Annotated in this window: 17 protein-coding genes; 6 read left to right on the forward strand and 11 right to left on the reverse strand. The window is 44.3% G+C overall.

The annotated features are described in order from the left end of the window. The first annotated feature begins 219 nt into the window (after nt 1-219). Nucleotides 220-2,682 carry a methyl-accepting chemotaxis protein gene (locus FE785_RS03885; RefSeq protein WP_138564517.1) on the forward strand — a complete coding sequence of 821 codons (2,463 nt, stop codon included), beginning with the start codon at nt 220-222 and terminating at the stop codon, nt 2,680-2,682. Between the two features lie 42 nt (nt 2,683-2,724). Here FE785_RS03885 and FE785_RS03890 read toward each other — a convergent pair whose 3' ends face one another. From FE785_RS03890 to FE785_RS03925, 8 genes are all read right to left on the reverse strand, one after another. After that, nucleotides 2,725-3,048, reverse strand: coding sequence for a hypothetical protein (locus FE785_RS03890; protein ID WP_138564518.1), 324 nt, complete (start codon nt 3,046-3,048; stop codon nt 2,725-2,727). Nucleotides 3,049-3,132: 84 nt separating this feature from the next. Then, nucleotides 3,133-3,369, reverse strand: coding sequence for a hypothetical protein (locus tag FE785_RS03895; protein ID WP_138564519.1), 237 nt, complete (start codon nt 3,367-3,369; stop codon nt 3,133-3,135). Between the two features lie 160 nt (nt 3,370-3,529). After that, the gene (locus FE785_RS03900; protein WP_138564520.1) at nt 3,530-3,700 is read right to left on the reverse strand and encodes a DUF3012 domain-containing protein; all 171 of its coding nucleotides are present in this window, start codon (nt 3,698-3,700) and stop codon (nt 3,530-3,532) included. A 211-nt stretch (nt 3,701-3,911) separates the two neighbouring features. Beyond that, nucleotides 3,912-5,624, reverse strand: coding sequence for a proline--tRNA ligase (locus tag FE785_RS03905; protein WP_138564521.1), 1,713 nt, complete (start codon nt 5,622-5,624; stop codon nt 3,912-3,914). A gap of 139 nt (nt 5,625-5,763) precedes the next feature. Next, nucleotides 5,764-6,990, reverse strand: coding sequence for an APC family permease (locus FE785_RS03910; protein WP_138564522.1), 1,227 nt, complete (start codon nt 6,988-6,990; stop codon nt 5,764-5,766). A gap of 51 nt (nt 6,991-7,041) precedes the next feature. After that, complete coding sequence (locus FE785_RS03915) at nt 7,042-7,569, reverse strand: DUF2062 domain-containing protein (protein ID WP_138564523.1); 528 nt, start codon at nt 7,567-7,569, stop codon at nt 7,042-7,044. Nucleotides 7,570-7,760: 191 nt separating this feature from the next. Beyond that, nucleotides 7,761-10,073: an AsmA family protein gene (locus FE785_RS03920; protein WP_138564524.1), complete on the reverse strand. Its 2,313-nt coding sequence runs from the start codon at nt 10,071-10,073 to the stop codon at nt 7,761-7,763. A gap of 200 nt (nt 10,074-10,273) precedes the next feature. Then, nucleotides 10,274-10,495, reverse strand: a complete 222-nt coding sequence (locus FE785_RS03925) for a hypothetical protein (RefSeq protein ID WP_138564525.1) — start codon at nt 10,493-10,495, stop codon at nt 10,274-10,276. A gap of 311 nt (nt 10,496-10,806) precedes the next feature. Between FE785_RS03925 and FE785_RS03930 the strand changes: the two genes are divergently transcribed. Next, on the forward strand, nt 10,807-12,171 hold the full coding sequence (locus tag FE785_RS03930) for an anti-phage deoxyguanosine triphosphatase (protein ID WP_138564526.1): 1,365 nt from the start codon (nt 10,807-10,809) through the stop codon (nt 12,169-12,171). Nucleotides 12,172-12,181: 10 nt separating this feature from the next. Here FE785_RS03930 and queG read toward each other — a convergent pair whose 3' ends face one another. Then, nucleotides 12,182-13,408 carry a tRNA epoxyqueuosine(34) reductase QueG gene (gene queG / locus FE785_RS03935; protein ID WP_138564527.1) on the reverse strand — a complete coding sequence of 409 codons (1,227 nt, stop codon included), beginning with the start codon at nt 13,406-13,408 and terminating at the stop codon, nt 12,182-12,184. 119 nt (nt 13,409-13,527) lie between these two features. Here queG and tsaE point away from each other — a divergent pair, with 119 nt between their 5' ends. Together tsaE and FE785_RS03945 are read left to right on the forward strand one after the other, a co-directional pair. After that, the gene (tsaE, locus tag FE785_RS03940) at nt 13,528-14,034 is read left to right on the forward strand and encodes a tRNA (adenosine(37)-N6)-threonylcarbamoyltransferase complex ATPase subunit type 1 TsaE (RefSeq protein WP_138565776.1); all 507 of its coding nucleotides are present in this window, start codon (nt 13,528-13,530) and stop codon (nt 14,032-14,034) included. A gap of 68 nt (nt 14,035-14,102) precedes the next feature. Next, a complete protein-coding gene (locus FE785_RS03945; protein WP_138564528.1) occupies nt 14,103-15,857 on the forward strand; it encodes an N-acetylmuramoyl-L-alanine amidase in 1,755 nt (584 codons plus the stop codon). Nucleotides 15,858-15,881: 24 nt separating this feature from the next. On the opposite strand, the gene FE785_RS03950 is transcribed toward FE785_RS03945, so the two are convergent. Then, complete coding sequence (locus FE785_RS03950; protein ID WP_138564529.1) at nt 15,882-16,496, reverse strand: 5-formyltetrahydrofolate cyclo-ligase; 615 nt, start codon at nt 16,494-16,496, stop codon at nt 15,882-15,884. A gap of 585 nt (nt 16,497-17,081) precedes the next feature. Then, entirely contained in the window at nt 17,082-17,357 is a 276-nt protein-coding gene (locus FE785_RS03955) for a cell division protein ZapA (protein ID WP_138564530.1), read from the reverse strand. A gap of 235 nt (nt 17,358-17,592) precedes the next feature. Between FE785_RS03955 and FE785_RS03960 the strand changes: the two genes are divergently transcribed. Then, entirely contained in the window at nt 17,593-18,180 is a 588-nt protein-coding gene (locus FE785_RS03960; RefSeq protein ID WP_138564531.1) for a UPF0149 family protein, read from the forward strand. A gap of 33 nt (nt 18,181-18,213) precedes the next feature. After that, nucleotides 18,214-19,566 (forward strand): aminopeptidase P N-terminal domain-containing protein, encoded by a 1,353-nt coding sequence (locus tag FE785_RS03965; protein ID WP_138564532.1) that lies wholly within the window; start codon nt 18,214-18,216, stop codon nt 19,564-19,566. Nucleotides 19,567-19,579: the final 13 nt, after the last annotated feature.

Here is a 19,579-nt window from a genome sequence, read left to right on the forward strand (position 1 = left end):
CGAGATTATAACTATTCAGAATAGAGTTTATCCATTTTTACGAGAAAATTTCCAAATTAACTATTGCTGTTTATGTGTTAGATGGCTCTGTTGTAAGGAAGGGTTATCCTGTCAAGATTGAGTGTTTGAGAGAGGGGAGAAGTATTGTACAAGTTTTGTATAAATATATTTATTAATATGTATAATATAATTTCGAAAAAAATATAAAAGGTTTAGATCATGGGCAATATTTCAATTAAAAATAAAATGATGATGATTCCTGTGATGGTAATCATTTTATTAATAGGGCTTTACTGGTTGGTTAACTCCGGTCTTAATAATTTAGATGATAGAACTTATAAAGCGAGTTCGGCAAACAGTGTCATCAAGCATCTTGCTGAAGCGAGAATTTCTGAAAAAAACTACATTCAGCGTAAAGATGAGAAATACTTAGAAGAGCTTGAAAGAAATATTCAAAAAGGTATTGATATTACTAGTGAGTTGGAAAAGCGTTTTGATGACCCAAGCAATCTTCAATTAACTGCTAACCTAAATGGTGCCTTAGTAAATTATCAGCAGGCCTTCGTTGAATATACTCATGTCCGAGAAAAATCTTTAGACGCTGAAAAGCAGATGACTATTTCAGCGCGAGAGGTTGAAAGTTTGGCAAATATTGCACGGGAGATCCAAAAACAGCAGCGTGAAGAGTTGATGCAGGCTGAACCAATTAACATGTCGGCACTGGCGGATAAAATAAACAAGGCTTCCCTTACTAACAGAATTATTAAGAACCTGAAAGAAATTAGGATTAATGAGAAGAATTATATTCGTCGAAAAGATGAGAAATACATTGCTAATGTAAACCAGCGTTTAGCTGAGATTAACCAGATAATTGGTGATTTACGTAATGATTTTAAGCGAGCTGAAAATAAGGCAAAAATGGACAGGTTACAAAATGCGCTACAAAGCTATGCCTCCGAGTTTGTTAAGTTTACTGAGTTGCGTGAACAGTCTATTGTTTTGATGGCAGAGTTAACTGAACAAGCTCGTCAAGCAGAAGAGGTGGCGACAATAATCAGATCTGAGCAAAAACAACAGCAGTTGGAATTTTTTTCAAGTTTAGACAAAACCTTTTTAATCGCATTCTTTGTTATTGGTTTGATGGTTTTGGCATTAAGTACTTATATTAGTCGTGCGATTATTAAACCTATTGTTCATTTAGCAGAGGTTATGCATGAAGTGGTGAACCGAGGTCAGTTTAATTTACGCAGCGAAATTGATCAACAGGACGAAATTGGTCAAATGTCTAAGGCTTTTGATGAACTCTTGAACTCTTCTCAGAAAGCCATAGATGAAGCAAATAGTGTTTTGGAAGCCGTTGCTGAGGGGGATTTTGAAAAACGTATGCTGTTATCGTTAAACGGCGATTTACAAAAATTGCAAAAGGGTGTTAACACCAGTGCGGGCAAAGTCGGCTTTATGATGGATGAACTTGGAAAGGTGATGGATGCCCTATATAACGGTAATTTCAATATAGAAATGCACGAAGATGTTACCGGTGAGTTTAGAGATAAGACTGAGCAAGCACTGCATTCAATTAATCATACAGTAAACGGCATTATTGACGTTATGAATGCAATGAAATCGGGTGATTTTGATCAACGAATTACGGTTGAAGCCCGTGGTGATCTTTTAAAGCTTAAAGATGGTGTAAATCAGTCGCTTACAGAACTTAACGGTGCGATTAAGGATATTAGCGCAATTATGGTGGCTCAGGCTAAAGGCGACTTAACCAAGAAAATTGAAAATCACTATAGTGGAGATTTAGCCGTATTAAGTGATGCGATAAACCAGACAGCGACACAATTAGTGCGAGTAGTAGCGGATGCGGTAAATACCGCCAATACGGTTGCTCACTCCGCCCAAGAGGTGACTAACGGAGCATTAGATCTAAGTCAGCGCGTCCAAGAACAGGCTGCATCATTAGAAGAAACCTCCGCTGCCATGGAGGAGATGAGTGCTACTGTTCTGAATAACACCGAAAATGCCAATAAGGCTGCCGAGCTTTCTCAGCAAGTTGAGTCGAAAGCAAAAACCGGTGTGCAGGTCATGCAAAAAACCATCAATGCCATGGCGCAAATCCAGGAATCTAGCCATAAAATATCTGAAATCGTCACCTTGATTGACGGTATCGCTTTTCAAACAAATTTACTGGCCTTGAATGCAGCTGTGGAAGCCGCTAGAGCCGGTGAACATGGGAGAGGTTTTGCTGTTGTTGCAGGAGAAGTAAGGGCTTTGGCGCAAAAGTCTGCTGAAGCGGCGAAAGATATTAAAGCTTTAATTGAAGAGAGTGTATCCAGAATAGATGAAGGTACAGGTTTGGCCTCAGAATCAGGAGAAATGTTGGATAACATTAATGCTTCTATTATTTCAGTATCAGACATGATTACACATATAGCGAGTGCTTCTGAACAACAGGCTGAAGGAATTGGTCAAGTGCATAAAGCAATTGCAGATATTGATCAGGTAACTCAGCAAAACGCTGCTTTGGTCGAAGAAACATCGGCTGCCGCCGAAAGTATGACTGATAGTGCAGACAGTTTAAGTAAGGATATGTCCTTCTTTGAAACGGGCAGGCAAATTGAACTTCAAGCTGATACGCTGATGACAACACGGGCACAGCTTGAATATAAAGCAAACTGAGTCAGTTAAAAAGCCGCTTTAAAGCGGCTTTTTAATGGCATATTAAGGCTTCCATTCCAATAACTTGGGGAATCTTTCAATCGCTTCTTTTACAAAAGGGGTATCGCATCCGGTTCTTATGATTTTCATATCGGTATTACCGGCAATAAAGGTGCTGCGTTTTTGCACCGCATTACTCAACGCCTGAGGTGATTTGTCCGGGTACATGCCTTTCAGTTCCAGTGCGGTCAATTGGTTGACGGCGGCGAAGTTTTCCAAGAATTGATTAAACTCCTGTTTCGATGGACTATGGCAGTGGTCGATAACCGCTCGGGCTACGGAAAACTCTTCATAGATCTTAAGAATATTGTCATTGGCTTGAGCCATAGGGCTTAGTATAGCTAGTGCTAACCCGGTGATTAAGAATCGGTTTAATTTTGTTTGTATCATAAGATTCACAACTTAATTCATTTAACGAAAAATACGTGTTAAAAAGCGTATAAATAGAAAAATCGCAACGGCCATCCAGATATAGACAAACCAGCGAAACAGTTCATAGAAAGAACGGAATTGATCCTCTAAGTGTGACAGGCTTTCGACCGTCAATTGACCGTTTTCCGCATTAGATAGGGCGATTAAGGCAACCACTAAAAAGCAGGCGGCAAGCATCGCGCCGAGATAGAGAAATATCTTTTGAAAAATATCCATTAATGGCATTCCTCATTACTTGGAATCAATTGAACGTTTTACCTTAGTGTGAAAGGCTTTATTACTGGAGGACTATACTAACATTGTTATAGAAAACTGTCAGAGGGTAACTATTGCAAAACCGTGAATAACGGTCTTGCAAAAAGAGTGGGGCTGGGGATTATTTTAGTAGGCAGTGTTTGGCGTAGTCACCGGTTTCGTCCATGGTCCATTCACCTTTTGGCTTTTCTTTCAGGTCGGCACACCATTCATCGCTGCCCACTTCTGCTCCACAAGCTGTTAAAAAAAGAGTAATTGCGCTGATGGCGAATAAGGCTTTAAGTTGTTTCATGTTTTTCTCCATTGATTCATCACGGGCGTCACCGGCTTATGTTTGCATGAGGTTGCGCCGTCAGAATTCTATTTTATGCAAAATCAGTAAGCTTGCGTCATAAAGTTTTATAGAATTGATAAAAAGCCAAATTCCAGTTAATAAAAAAGCGGCTAAGATCTCTATCTTGAGCCGCTTTCATTAGCAATGATAGCTTTCTATCTAGGCTGGATTATGCCATTTTCGCTTTTAACCAATCGATAAAGCCTTCTTGTGCAATATCTTGCGGTTTTTCATCGCGACGGTGCTTGTACTCAAACTCGCCTTTATCCAATCCACGTTCACCAATAACGATACGATGCGGAATCCCCATCAGCTCCATATCGTTAAACATAACCCCTGGACGTTCCTGGCGATCATCAAACAAGACTTCGATACCTGCAGTAGTCAGTTCGTTATAAAGCGCTTCGGCGGCTTCTTTGACGCGTGGAGATTTATGCATTTGCATCGGTACGATACAAACGCTGAAAGGCGCGATCGCTTCCGGCCAGATAATACCTTTATCGTCATGGTTTTGTTCAATCGCTGCGGCAACCACGCGGGTTACCCCAATGCCGTAACAGCCCATTTCAAGCACTTGAGAGCGGCTGTTTTCGTTTTGTACATTGGCGTTTAGTGCTTTTGAGTATTTATTACCCAATTGGAAAATATGACCGACTTCGATACCGCGGCGGATTTCGATTTTACCTTTACCGCATGGGCTTGGATCACCTTTAACGACATTGCGGATATCGGCAATTAGCGTTGCTTTGGCGTCACGGTCCCAGTTGGCGCCGGTGTAGTGAACCTGCTCGATATTGGCACCACAAACGAAGTCCGCCATATTCGCAGCGGTGCGGTCAACGATTACCGGGATATTTAAGCCAACCGGGCCAATTGAACCGGCTCCACATCCAGCGGTCGCTTTGATTTCTTCATCGCTCGCGAGTTCAAAAGGTTCGGCAACCAAGTCAAGTTTTTCGGCTTTGATTTCATTGAGTGTATGATCACCACGAATAACCAGCGCGACAATCGGTGCGTCTTCGGTCGCCCCTTTGACCAATAGCGTTTTAGCAATGGTTTTCGCTTTTACCTGTAAGCAGTTGCTGACTTCTTCAATGCTGAAAGCTTTTGGTGTATCCACCTTGGTCAATTCGGCTGTGGCAGCAGGGCGTTCGCCTCTTGGTGCCAGCGCTTCGGCCAATTCGACGTTAGCGGCAAAATCACTTTCGGTTGAGAAGGCGATGTCATCTTCACCGGAATCGGCCAATACGTGGAATTCGTGCGAACCGTCACCACCGATGGAACCTGTATCAGCCTGTACCGGACGGAAATCTAAGCCGATACGGCTGAAAATGCGGTTATAGGCATCGTACATTTCATCATAGGTTTGTTGCAGGCTGTCACGGTCCAGGTGGAAAGAGTAAGCGTCTTTCATAATGAATTCACGAGAACGCATAACACCAAAACGCGGACGAATTTCATCGCGGAACTTGGTTTGAATCTGATAGAAATTGATCGGCAGTTGCTTATAGCTGCGAATTTCATTGCGCACCAGATCTGTGATGATTTCTTCGTGGGTTGGCCCCAAGGCAAAACCGCGCTGATGACGGTCTTCAAAACGTAACAGTTCTGGACCATAATCTTGCAGACGCCCCGATTCTTGCCACAGTTCCAGCGGTTGAACTACCGGCATCAACACTTCTTGTGCGCCTGAGCGGTTCATCTCTTCACGCACAATTTGCTCAACCTTGCGCAATACGCGCACACCAAGCGGTAACCAGTTGTAAAGACCGCCGGCAAGCGAGCGGATTAAACCGGCTCGTAGCATTAGCTGATGACTGATAACCACCGCATCGGCAGGGGTTTCACGGGTTGTAGCAATAAGTAGGTTTGAGGTTTTCATAATCTAAAAAGACCTTTAAAAATCGGAGCGAAACATTCGGCGTATTCTAGCACGTCTGTCTTGTGCTCAGGAAGGGGATTTAGCGGTTGATAAAAGGATTGGACAAGGATAAAGACAAACAACTGAATGCTTGCGCTGCCTAGATGAATGCCAGGAGCTCGTTGATACAGAAAAACAAGCTGAAAATTAGACCCAGAACCGGGATTGCCGTCGGCACGATTAAAATCCCCTCCGGTTTAGGTTGTTGCAACTTAATACGCACTAAGGCGCCATTAACCAAAGCGAAAACGACTAGCATGACTATGGAGGTGATTTGCGCTAAACCGGCTAAAGAGCCGCTGATTGCCATAAGCAACGCAATACTCGAAGCTAGCAGTGTGGCGGTGACAGGTGTCTGGGTTTTAGGCGAGATATAGGCCAAAAATTGCGGCAGTTGTCGGTTGTTTGCCAAACCATAGAGTACGCGAGCGGCCATTATCACTTGGATTAGCGCGCCGTTTAAGATGGAGACCATGCCGATAAAAAGAATGATGTTGTTATTGCTATTGGTTTGTTGGGCATAAAGTTCAGCCAGAGGCGCAGAGCTCTGTGAAAGGCCTTCTGGGGTCATCAGGTAGATGGCCGCTATCATGACCATGATATAAAGGATGCTGGTAATCGTCAGGGTAAGAATAATCGCATTGGGCAGAGTGCGTTTGACGTCACGGGTTTCTTCGGCAACCACGACCATATCTTCAAAACCGATAAAGGTGTAAAAAGCCAATAAGGCGCCGGCATAAACCAGCCCCCAAGCCATAATGTCATTGGGGATTAACAGGCTCCAATCGGGGTTGATGGCAATCAGTTCGGGCACACTGACCCAAATCACCAATAAGAGGCCGAATACTTCGATAAGGGTAATCACCGCGGCCACTGTGACCGATTGGGCAATCCCCCAAGCTGCAAGCAAAGCAATGCAGAGCATTACCAATATCAGGGTCGGTAGACGTTCGACAGCAATAAAGAAATCCAAATAGTGATGAAACGCATTGATTAAAGCGGAGGTTGAGGTCAGTCCCGCCATAATTACCAATATGCCGACCGCTGTCGATAAGGACTTACTGTTGAAACCGTGAAAAACGTAGCTCGCGCTACCGGCTGCTTTAGGTATCCGCGCTGAGATTTCCGCAAAGGATAAGGCGGTGATAAAGGCGATTACCGCCGCCACTAGAAAAGAGGCGACTGAATAATAACCGGAAACTGCAGCCAATTCCCCAATTAAAGCATAGATTCCAGCACCGATGGTGGTGCCCAAACCATACAGCAGTAATTGGGGCAATCCTAGAACGCGTTTTAGAGTTGTGGTCTGCTTCGGCTGTTCCGACAAGCTTCACTCCTTGCGAAGTATAGTTTATCAAGCTTTGTTACCAAGCCATAATTAAGAGCGGTGGTTCGCGCTTGATCTGAAAAGGTCTTTGATCGTTTGCCAATGAAAATGGGCAATCAGGGTATAAAGTACCGTGCCGATAATCACGCCTAATAACATGTTTCCGAAATAGAAGGGTTTCCATATTAATGGAAAGACTTCATCAAACCATTGTGGCGAACCGATAGCGATATGCGCGGATGCTTCGAAAAGATCCGGTGTGCCCAGTATCCAAGTTCCGAAAACGTAGCCACCGTACCAGATCGGCCACATGGTCAAAGGGTTGGTGATCCAAGCCAGTGCGGTCGCTAATGGGATATTGGAGCGCAAATAATAGGCGAGTACCGAACCCAGTACCATCTGAAACGGAACCGGTAGCATCATACAAAAAGAACCGATAAAGCCTGCGCGAGCGAAGGATTGGCGATCACCAGCCCAATAAACACGATCTTGAAAACGCGGAAAATAACGGTTCAAAAAGGTCGAGCGCTTGGTCGCTCTGCCGATTTGATGCATTTTTAGTTTAAGAAATCTAATCATCAGCTAATTATAGCGCTTTTTGTCAATTTAATACTGACTAAAGACTGCGTAACTGGCTGTGATTGCAGATGAATTTTGCATTTAGGCGAAGCTGCTCAAATCATTCGCCGATCAAGGCTGAAAAATTTAGTTTCGGGCATTAAGGTGCATGGCACTGTTATGCCCAAGACCGGTTATGGTGTTTGCAACGTTTAGAACTTGAACCCTTTGAACAAATTTTCTTTGAGCTGTTTTTCCAAGTCTTTGACGACTTCTTCTTTTTTCTGCTCAATTTGTTGTTTGGTTTTCTGTTCAAGAATCGAGTTTAAATCCAGTGCGATTTTCGGACTGGTCAGATCCCCGTTCAGCTTGACCGGAATTGTCAGGCCGTTTAAGTCTTGTAAAGCTTCACCGCCTTGACCTTTATCAGAGCCGACAATTTTGGTTTTTACCAGGTAGTTTAGGGTTTGAGGTGGGATATTGATGGTTCCCGAACCTTCGATGCGCATAAACGGTGCAAGTGCCGAAAGCTGTTCAGTATTGACCACGCCGTTTTTAATGGTGAACTTACCGATAAGAGAGCTAAAGTCGGTTTGCTGCACCTCATTGGTTGCAGGTGCCGGTTGTCCGGAGATTTTCGCCTTGGCATTACGAATGCTTTGTGCCAGGTTAAAACCTTTGACAGCCCCATCTTTCAAATCCAAATCCAATGAACCATTGAGTGCTTTTTTAAAGTCATTAATCGAGTCACCCGAAGTCGTTAGGTTGGCGTTAACCGAACCTTTACCGGAAAGCTTGTCGGTATCGGCCACCGCGATCAATACCTCACCAATAGGCAGATTGGCGGTATTTGTGGTGATTTGATATTTGGGTGTGTTGGTGCGCACATCCAATTGCGAACTGGCGTTGATCTGCGTATTAAATGCCTGCGCACGAATCGGTTTGGCGGTGATCAAACCGTTTTTGGCTGCAGTTACCAGTACCACATCGGTGGCTTTGATCTTATCGTATTGCAGTTGTTTGACATTGAGTTCACCGGCGATGCTTAATGAACGCAACATTTCGGTCGGCAGTTCTATTTTTGCATTCGGGTCAGCCGTAGGAGTTTGTTTTTCTTGCTTGGTTTTTGGCGCTAAATAAGCATCAACGATAATTTTATCCAAACCGAGTTTGAAATTGATATCCGGTTTGGCAAAGTTAGCGACCGATAGCTGACCGTTTAAGGTGCTGTCATCCAATTTAACTTGCAGTTTAGTAAGCTTAACGGATTGCGGTTTAGTTGAGTAATCCAGCGTCATTTGGCTGGCAAAACGAGTTAAACTGTTTTTGTTCTGCATGGTTGGTAAGCTGATGCCAAGCTGAGTCAGTAGGGTACGCAGATTGGTTTCAGCCAGATTGACATCGGCATGCACTGTGGGTTCTGAGGTTAATTGTGCGATCTTAATCTCGCCTGTGCCGTTTACTTGCATGGCTTGCAGCTTCAATTCACCGATTTTGGCGGTCTGTTTTTGCATGTCAATAGCGGCTTGGGCAGACAGGTTAAGGGGAGCCTTATCAAGCTTTTCACCGTTTAGGTTTGATTGCAGATTAAGTTTTTCAATCTTGAATTGCTGCGTTTTAAGATTGCCGTTTACCGGGCCCATTGTCAGGGCACCGCTGGATTGAGTTATAGGCATTGTATTATCCAGTGAGATATCGTAGTCCAGTGTCGCTTTAGCGATAGACAGAGCATCTTCTTTAAGGCTAAATTCAGGTAGTGCGGCTTTTAAAGTCAACTGCTGGATAATGAAATCTTTGCCTGACATCCGGTTTTCCAACTGTAAATTACGCAAGCCATATTCGCCGTTTTTGCCCAGCATTGCCTCAATGGAAGCGCTGAGTTGGTTATCGATTCGAGGCTGTTGGATTTTGCTGGTGACGGCAATATTGATAGTAAAGTATTCACCTAAGGTAATCGCGCCGGTATTAAGGCTTAAACCGGTCAGTTCAATTTTTTGCAGTGTTTGTCGGTCATCCCAGAGCAGGTAGCCGTCTTCGATATTAATGCCGCCAATATTAAGTTGGGCCAACGCCGAAAGAGGGTCCCCTTTTTGTTCATCGCTTGGTGAAACCTTCTCATCGTCTTTGGCAGCGATCAAATCGTCCCAATTGGTTTTTCCCTCTTTATTTTTTTGCAGGTTGATACGCAAGCCCTGTAGTGTCAGGGTGTCGACTTGTAGCGAGCTTGAAAGCAAGGGTAGTAAAGCGGCACCGACCTGAACCTTATCGACTTCGACAAAAGCCGTTTCAGAAAATCCTTCGGCATTGCTGAGTTTGGCTTGTTCCAAATCGATACTCAGCTTAGGGAAAATCGACAAACTCATATTGGCGACACTGAAGTCGCGACCGGTTTGTTGTTTGACTGCATTGGTGATTTCATCGCGATAGTCATTCGGATCGACAAGGGTGATGATGGCGATAACGGTGATAATCAGTGCGGCAAATACGCCGGCAATAATTTTAAGAATCAGGCTAGCAGCATTCATGGTGTTTTCCCCGCTTTGTTATTTGGTGAGGCGTTTTGGTTTCCTATAGATGCATGATAAAGGGAGCTGTGCCATTAGGACAATAGGTGATGCCGAATTTCTTGGCGAGTTTGGCAGTAAATAGAGGGTGCTTGCTTATCAAGGCCGGTTTGTTAGGCGGCTCTACAGTGGATTCCCATAATAAAAGTTAACGGTATTTATTAACGATACTTTTCTTTACAGGCTGCGACCGCATCCCAGTAAGCTTTGTTTTTATGTGCTGGGTTTTGTGTGTTGTCCCACAAATAACTTTGTTTATCGATGCATTTTTTCAAATCCGATTTGAAGCAGCCGCTTAAAGCAATGCTGCTACTGAAAAGCAGCGATAAAATCAGAGTCGATTTAATCAAAGAGGTGAAAATCTGTTGAGTATGCATGGTCACAATAGGCTCATTTAATGGGCTTACTTGGCAATGTAAACGCTGATTAAAGGCTTGTCAAATTCGGATTTATTATAGATGGCGGCTAACGACACCATGAATAAGGCTCAATTATTTAGGCCGATTTTTTCTCGGTGAGATGGAATGAAAACCTGAAAATAGCGCATAACAAGATTAAATATTCCATAAATCAATGATCTAAATTAGGAATACTAAGGGCTTTTGAGTATCATAACGGCATATTTGATAAGGAATTATGCTTTGTGGGAAAACCACAAGGCAAATCAGTGCAAAGGGCGAGCTGGACTAGCGATATGGATAATCAACAATCTCAGATTTGGACACAGCGTTATACCGATTATTTACAAGACAAGGACTCCCGCCCGGCGCGCATCGTCTATCAAAGAGATCGTGCCAGAGTCATTCACTCGGCGTCTTTTAGACGTTTACAAGCAAAAACGCAGATTTTCGGTTTAAGTGAATCGGATTTTTACCGTACCCGTTTAACGCACTCTATGGAAGTGGCTCAAATCGGTTCAGGCCTGGTCGAGCAGTTGATTACAGTCGGTATTGATGACAGTGGCAATGAAAAACCTTATGTCGAGTGGTTGCCGTCGTTTTATTTGATCGAGGCAATTTGTCTGGCTCATGATTTAGGTCATCCGCCTTATGGTCATGGTGGTGAGGTGGCTTTGAATTATATGATGCGCCATCATGGCGGCTTTGAAGGCAATGCGCAGACCTTAAGAATCCTCGCCAAGCTTGGCGAATATACCCCGGAACATGGTTTGGATCTGTCGCGCCGTACCGCTTTGGGGGTGATGAAATACCCGGCTATTTACAATAATGTCATCGCGGTGAATACCGATTATCAGGCTCAACTTAAAGAGATGCAGGTCGATGATTTCCGTACATTGAAAATGAATCGCTGGTCACCGCCAAAAAGCATTTATCTGGAAGAAAAACAGATTTTCGATTGGGTATTGCAGCCTTTTTCTGCGGCCGATCGCGAGCGTTTTACCCAGTTGGCGGAATGCCAGAGTTGCCATCAACAAACACAGTATAAGGCGCTGGATACGACAATTATGGAGTTGGCCGATGATATCGCCTATGGTATTCATGATCTGGAAGACGCGGTGGAAATGAAAATGGTTTCGCGAGACCTCTGGCAGGCCGAAGTGATGGAAGATGCCGAGTTCCAGAAGTACCAGCTTTGGGATGATGAGATGACTGAGCGTTTGTTTAGTAATTCCTCCCGTGGCCGTAAACACGCGGTGAGTAAAATGGTTGGCATTATGGTCGAAGGCATTTATATGGATGAGAACGGTGAATTCGAGCATCCGCTGTTACGTTATCAGGCGCGCTTAAAAGAGGGCGAAGCAGCGGTATTGGATCTATTGAAACGTTTTGTGTTTAAAAACGTCATCACCATTCCTGAAGTGAAGCAGATGGAATATAAAGGCCAATTGATTGTGCTTGAGTTGTTCAAGTCGCTTAGAGCCAACCCGAGTGCGCTACTGCCGACCAGTTCTTACAATAAATACCTGCAGGCGGAAACCGAACAGGCCCAGCAACGCGTGATTTCAGATTATATTGCGGGGATGACCAACACCTATGCGTCACGTCTCTACGCCAAGCTATTCACTCCGACTCAGGGATCGATCTTCGACCGCTTATAAGACGGGCATTTTATTTATCAATATTGTCCGGCATTTTCGGCAGGTAATACTTTTTTGCCTTAAAAGGGCGAATGTTTTTCGGATCGATTGCAAAAATCTGCTTATGGGGTAAAGCGTGGTTTTCTGATTCTGGTGTTTTGCCTAAATGGCTAATTGCCCAATCGATATGTTCGTCAACCAGGTCATTAATGATTGTTTTTTTGCTTATTAAGGCTTGAATAATGGCGCTTTTTTCATGGTTAGACGCCTTGATATTGCCTAGCGCCACGGCCAGATTGCGGCACCACTGCGGATAACCGATACGGCGAATGGGGGAGCCGGCGAAATTTTGCAAAAACTGATTTTCATCCCACTGCCACAACTCCAGTAGTGTGGCTTTATCCAATCGGTTTTGTTGGGCTCTAAAGACATCTTCGTTGGTATCGGCGGTGAACTTGTTCCATGGGCAAACCAACTGGCAGTCATCGCAGCCATAGATGCGATTACCCATCAATGCCCGTAACTCAAGCGGAATAGCGCCTTTATATTCAATCGTCAAGTAGGAAATACAGCGCCTTGAATCGACTATGCCGTTGTCGATAATGGCCTGAGTAGGACATTCGACAATACAGGCATTACAAGGGCCGCATCCTTGCGGATGAGTCTTTTCGCTCAAATCGGTCGAGATTGTCAGATTGGTATAAAGTTCGCCAAGGAAAAACCATGAACCGGCTCGGGGATGGATGATCAGACTGTTTTTACCGATAAAACCCAGCCCGGCTTTATGGGCGATAGAGCGTTCTAAAACCGGCGCACTGTCACAAAAAGCACGGTATTGGAATCCATTGAAATGTTGGCCGATTTTGTCAGCCAATTGCTGCAAACGTTTACGCATCAGTTTATGGTAGTCTTTTTGCAAAGCATAACGCGAGATATAGGCTTTATCGGTTTGCTGGATCTGGCGTGCGGCATGCTCGGCAGAGCAGTCAAAATAATTCAAACGCACACTGAGGATGCTGAGAGTGCCCGGTTCCAATTCCTCCGGGCGGGAGCGCTTAATCCCGTGACGAGACATATATTCCATGTCACCGTGATAATCCTGTGCAAGCCAGTCAAAATAGCCTTTTTCATAGTCGGATAAATCAATGTCGCAGACACTGATATCAGCAAATCCCAGTTGCGCGGCCCAACCTTTGATTTGGGCAAACTGTTCACTGGATAAAACTAAGGTTGGTTGTGCTGAAACGGTATCGGTCATTTTCTATGCTAAATTATCGGTTTGACTGGTTTCATTGTATTATAAGCGCCGCCTTAAATAGCTAAACGATAAAATTGTTTAGCGTGAAAAAAGCGGGAAACGGTTTTTTGGAGAACATAATGTCAGTAATAAACGATGCCAAAGCATTTCAATTTGAACTAGCCGACGAGCTGGCAAGCATTGAATTTGCCGGGCAGCTGGCTGAGGCCTGTGAGCAGGGAGAAGCCTTTGCTGATGGGCTTGTGGTCTATCTTTACGGTGACTTGGGAGCCGGTAAGTCGTTCTTTTCACGAGCTTTTATCCAACACTTCATGCCTGGGCAAAAAGTCAAAAGTCCTACCTATACCCTTATTGAAAGTTATAATTTTTCTACAAATAGTATACATCATCTTGATTTATATAGACTTTGCGATCCAGAAGAGTTAGAGTACTTAGCTGTTAGGGACTTGTTTAGCGAAAATTTCATCGCTTTGGTCGAATGGCCACAAAAAGGTGAGCCGCTTTTGCCTGCCGCAGACTTGGCTATTGAGTTGATCCATCAGGATCAAGGTCGTAAGGTGAAAATGCTTGCGCAAAGCCCTAAAGCAGAAGTATTGCTAGAATCAATCAAGGCTCGTTTGGCCTAGTTTTCGCTAGCCATAGTAGAGCAGAGCACAATCTTTTATGGGTTTGAATAATTGGGTGGCGGTCAGTTATGAATCAATTCGGTAAGCACTTATCCAAGCTGGGTTTTACATTGTTTATATTGCTCTGGGCAGAAGTGGCTTTTGCCAGCGCTGAACTTTCCAGTATGCGTGTCGGCCAGACTGACGATAAAACCCGTGTCGTATTCGACCTGAAGGATTCCAAAGACTATAAAGTCTTTCAATTGAATAACCCGTCTCGAATTGTTGTCGATTTTTTTGACACCGATAACGCCCTGAGTTTCAAAAACAAAATTCTTACCGATAAACGCCTGTTTAAAATTCGTGTCGCCGATAAAGAAAAACGCGTTCGAGTGGTACTCGATTTGCATAAAAACCCACACTATCAAGTGTTTATGTTGGCTGGTAACGAATCTAAAGGCCAGCGTTTGGTTGTCGATCTATTAGCCAAACCATTGGCTACAAAAATAGAAAAAGCGTCTCCAGCCAAAGCACAAGTTGCCAGCACAAACAAGGATTCAAATATCAGTCAGGCCAAAGCAAATCAGCGAGACAATAAAGTCGCTGACAAGCCTAAGCAGGCTAATAACGCACAGTTAGCGCAACAACCAACGAGTAAGCCCTCATCGGCAAATGCCGTTTCAGCACATAAATCAGCACAACTGGAAAAGATTATTCAGCAGGCGATGAGTGACAAAACCGAGCCGGCGCTGATTGTTGAATCGTTTGCCGACCAGATCGAAGTGAACAAAAAACCGGCGACGACCAAGACAGAACAGAAACCAACTCAAGCTCAGCATAGCCTATTGCCACAAGCCAATCATAAACAGCCTCTTGTTGCCTTGGCTCCGAAAACATCCGAGAAAACTCTGCCGGCATCCAAAGCCACAGAAAGCCTTTTAGATCAAGAAAGTGCGGTTTTGCAAAAACCGGCCGATTTGGTTATTGCGATTGATGCCGGCCACGGCGGTAAGGATACCGGTGCCATCGGCCATAATCGAGTGTATGAAAAGCATGCGACTTTGGCGATGGCGAAGCAGTTAAAAGCCTATATTGATAAACAGCCGGGCATGAAAGCGATTTTGACTCGAGAAAAAGATGAGTTCATTCGCTTATCCGAGCGCGTTAAGATCGCCAAACAGAAACAAGCCGATATTTTCATCTCCATTCACGCCGATGCCTTTCATGACAGTTCGGTAAGAGGGGGGTCGGTTTATGTGCTTTCCGAGCGCGGTGCGAGCAGTACCATGGCGCGCTTATTGGCAAAAAGTGAAAACTCCGCTATTGACGATATCCACCTCAACGGCATGGACGATGATCTGGCCTTTGCCTTAAGTGATTTGTCGCGTGAAGCGAATATTCGTGCCAGTCATAAGTTGGCGAAGGTGGTGTTGGGTGAAATGCATAAAACCATCAAAATGCACAAGCATTCGGTGCAATCGGCCGGTTTTGCGGTACTTAAATCGATTGATATGCCGTCTTTGCTAATCGAGACCGCGTTTATCTCCAACCCTCATGAGGCGCGTAACCTGATGAGTAGAGGTTTCCAGCGTAAAATGGCGGCGTCAATTGTCGATGGTCTGGTGAAATACCGGGACGAGCTTTATCCGCAGCAGCGCTGGGGAGACACTTTATATGTGCATTACAAGGTGCAATATGGCGATACCTTATCGCAAATCGCGGCAAACTATAATGTCACCACCAAACAGCTTAAGCATGTCAATAATATCAAGAATGCCAATCAGCTTTATGTCGGTAAAAAATTAAAGATTCCAGTCTCTAAAGAAGTGCTTGCGGGTCTCTAAGAAAAGGTTCGCCGTTCTTTTGGGTTACTGTCGATGGAGTGAGAAATCGGTAAAACCTTGTTCGGTGATAATACCGTCTAAAGGTACATCCCAAGGTTCTTTCGGCAGCTGCTCTACCTGTTGAAAACTGTGCGCCCAGCCAATCAATTTGGTTTGATTCTCGCGGCTGTTTTGTAGTTTAAAGGCAAAGCTGCGGTCGTAATAACCACCACCCATGCCCATGCGGTTGCCTTGTTTGTCAAAGCCCACCAAAGGCATAAATACCCAATCCATCTGCTCACCATTCAGGTGTTCATTCAGAGCAACATCGGGTTCGGCAATATCGAAACGGTTACGAACCATCTTGCTGTCTGGCTTGTAACGGGCAAAGCCCATATGCCAATCGGGCTGGGTTTCCAATACCGGTAAATAGATATGATGTTCGCTTTGTTGCCACAGATATTGAATCGCCGTATCCGTTTCCAGTTCACCATCCTGTGCCAGAAATAGGGCAATATTCTGCGGTGTTTGAAAGGCCGGGTTCTGACTGAGCAAGTCGCTTAGATGCTGTAAAGCCTGTTTAGCGTGGTGTTGCTGGATGCTTGAGGGTAATTGACGTCTTTGATCTCTTAGGGTCTTACGAAGCAGGCCTGAATTCATGAATTGACTCTTTGCTTAACGAATTAATGAATGCACTAAGATTATACGAAACCTGTATAACAAGTTGCGAATTAATCTAACTGTATTTGGTGGGAAGGAGATCGATGATGCAACAATAAAGGAAAGAGAGCACAAAGCCGACGAACTAAAATCCCTGGAACCGTGAAGTCCAGGTGGCGGTCTTCTCAGGAACTTAGGCTTCTCGGGCTAGAAAACTAGCGAGATGCTCACCATTACAAGAGTCTGACCCCAATATTGTAATTATCGGAACGGGGTTTATGTCCGCCAACCTTGTGCCTGTGTGTATTATAACAAACTGGATAGTCAGAATCTGCCTTGAAACAGAACTTTTCTATCAGTTATTTTGATTTGTTGTTAAAAGTAAAATTAATCTTTAAAATCATTTGGTTATGATTGTTATAAGGTGCGAATAATTGCTTAAGAAAGATTTGAAAATAGCGCTGTATTTGTGTTTGCTGGAATGGTAGAAAATGGTGGTTTTGACTATCACCAATAGATTGACAGTGATAGTCGATTGAATTAACGGCGATTTTCGTTAAGCCTTTACAGGGAACTGAGGGGATCTTAAGCGCTGTCTTTTTCCGATTCGCTGGCGACTTGCGTCATCATCTGCTGAATTTGCCCTTCAAGACGCTCGGTGTAGGCAAGAGTGTCTTCTTTTAGGGTCAAGTAATCAAAGCAGATGTTCAATGCCGTCATCAATACTTTGTTTTTATCTTTCATGGTCGGCAGTTGCTCGAGCTTGTCTTCAAGCATGGTAGCCGCTTCAATGAGTTTTTCGCGCTCATGGTCTTCACAATCGAATTCAAAAGTAGAGTCCATTAAAGTGAGTGTTAGCACAGAGATACTCCTAGGTTATGCGCTTAAATAGGTTCTGCCTGTTTGTATTGAATTGTTTTTGTGACAAACATCAGATGACAGTTTCTGTAAATGGCTTAGAATTCTATTTGCCCGGCTGTTTAACCGGTAAAACGAAGCTAACAAGGTCAGAATCTGCCTAGTGGATTGTGATATTATTCACCAATAAATAGGCTTACACAAGTCATAGTTTGACTTAGCGCAAAGAGAGTATTAAATGAATTTTGAAAAGGTCAATGAGGCGGTTGCCCCATTTCCAGAATTAGAATCACCGGCGTTTATTCAAGGCATGTTGATCGGTTTATTGTGTGGTGACAACGATATACAAGAATCGGTTTGGATTAAAAAACTGCTTGAAGAAGCGCAAGTCAAATCGGTTAAAGAATCGTTTTTAATGGTGCTTGACGAGATGTTTCAGGATACCAATAAAGGTTTAAACGGTTCCGGCTTTGAATTGGAGCTTTGCATTCCTGACGATAACGAAGCCTTGGTGTTTCGTGCCGCCATGCTTGGTCAACTTTGTGAAGGTGTGCTTTACGGTTTGGGATTAGTCGGCGCATTAAACGAAGCAGAAAATGAGATTCCGGAAAATGTTCGTGAGCTGGTCGATGATCTGGGGCAGATTGCCCGTATTGATGTGGCGTCATTAAATGAAATGAAATCGATCGGTGATAACGAAGAATCCGACTTTATGGAATTGATCGAATTTGTCCGTATTGCGATTTTGACCATTAATGAAGAGTTAAACCCAACTCAGGCGGCGCCGATAATGGATGCCATGCCGGAAAACGATACATTGCATTAATGACACTAAATTCACTTCAATAAAGCCTAAACTATGATGCCATCTAGCGAGTTTTATCAGCATAACCGACAACGTCTTATCGAATCGATGCCTGCCAATAGCGTGGCGATTGTCGCCTCCGGTGAAGAGCAGATTCGTAACCGTGATGTCGAATATGAATTTCGTGCCGAGAGTGATTTCTTTTATCTCACCGGTTTTACCGAGCCCGATTCGGTTCTGTTTCTCGTAAAACAAGACAAGCAAGCGAAGGCCGTACTATTTTTGCGAGAAAAGGATAAGCAGCAGGAAATCTGGCAGGGAAGACGTTTGGGGGTTGAGCAGGCTTGCGAAACCCTTAAGGTGGACAGCGCTTATGGTATTGATGAGTTGGATGAGGAAGGCATGCCTTTGCTACAAGGTAAAACCAGCGTTTGGCTGAGTTTTTCTCATTTGGCGGGTTGGAACGATTGGCTCAATCAAGCCATCAGTGAGGCCAAGTCGAAGGTTCGACAGGGCATTGCCGCTCCGGGCTCAATTCAGGATCTGGACGCGTTACTGCATGAACAGCGTCTATTGAAGAGTGAGGAAGAGATCGAGCGCCTGCGTCAGGCTGCACAAATTTCTGTGCAGGGGCATTTGAGTGCGATGCAGTCGGTTTTAACGGCGGATTATGAGTACCAGGTACAAGCCGAATTAGAGGCGGCCTTTAAGCGCAACGGTTCGCCGCGAGTGGCGTTCAATTCAATTGTCGCCTCGGCCGATAATGCCTGCATTTTGCACTACACCGAAAATAGTGCCATCTTGGATAAAAAGGCATTGGTTTTGGTTGATGCCGGTGCCGAGTTTCAAGGCTATGCCGGTGATATCACCACGACCTTTCCTGCCAGTGGCGAATTTAGTAAGGCGCAAGCCGCTTTATACTCTTTGGTATTGGCAGCGCAACAGGCGGCTATTGCAGTGATCGCTCCCGGAGTGAATTACGATGCGATGCACCAAGCCAGCGTTAAGGTGTTGACTAAAGGGTTGGTCGATTTAGGCATCTTAAAGGGGGATGTTGAAAAGCTTATTAAAGAAGAAGCCTATAAAGCCTTCTTTATGCATGGTACTGGTCATTGGCTCGGGCTTGATGTGCATGATGTCGGCCAATATAAAGTCGATGGCCAGTCGCGTAAGCTTGAACCAGGTATGGTGATCACCGTTGAACCGGGGTTGTATGTTTCTGATGAGCATGAGGATATTGATGCTAAATGGCATAATATCGGCATCCGTATCGAAGATGATGTGTTGGTGACGAAAAACGGCTATGAGGTCTTAACCGAAGGTTTGCCAAGAACGGTTGAAGAAATCGAAAGCTGGATGCAAAGCCATGCGATTATGCAAAATCATCAAGTCAATACACCGCTTTAAAGGCAAGGTATCA

The organism is Thiomicrorhabdus sediminis (genome assembly GCF_005885815.1).
GTDB classification, from domain to species: domain Bacteria; phylum Pseudomonadota; class Gammaproteobacteria; order Thiomicrospirales; family Thiomicrospiraceae; genus Thiomicrorhabdus; species Thiomicrorhabdus sediminis.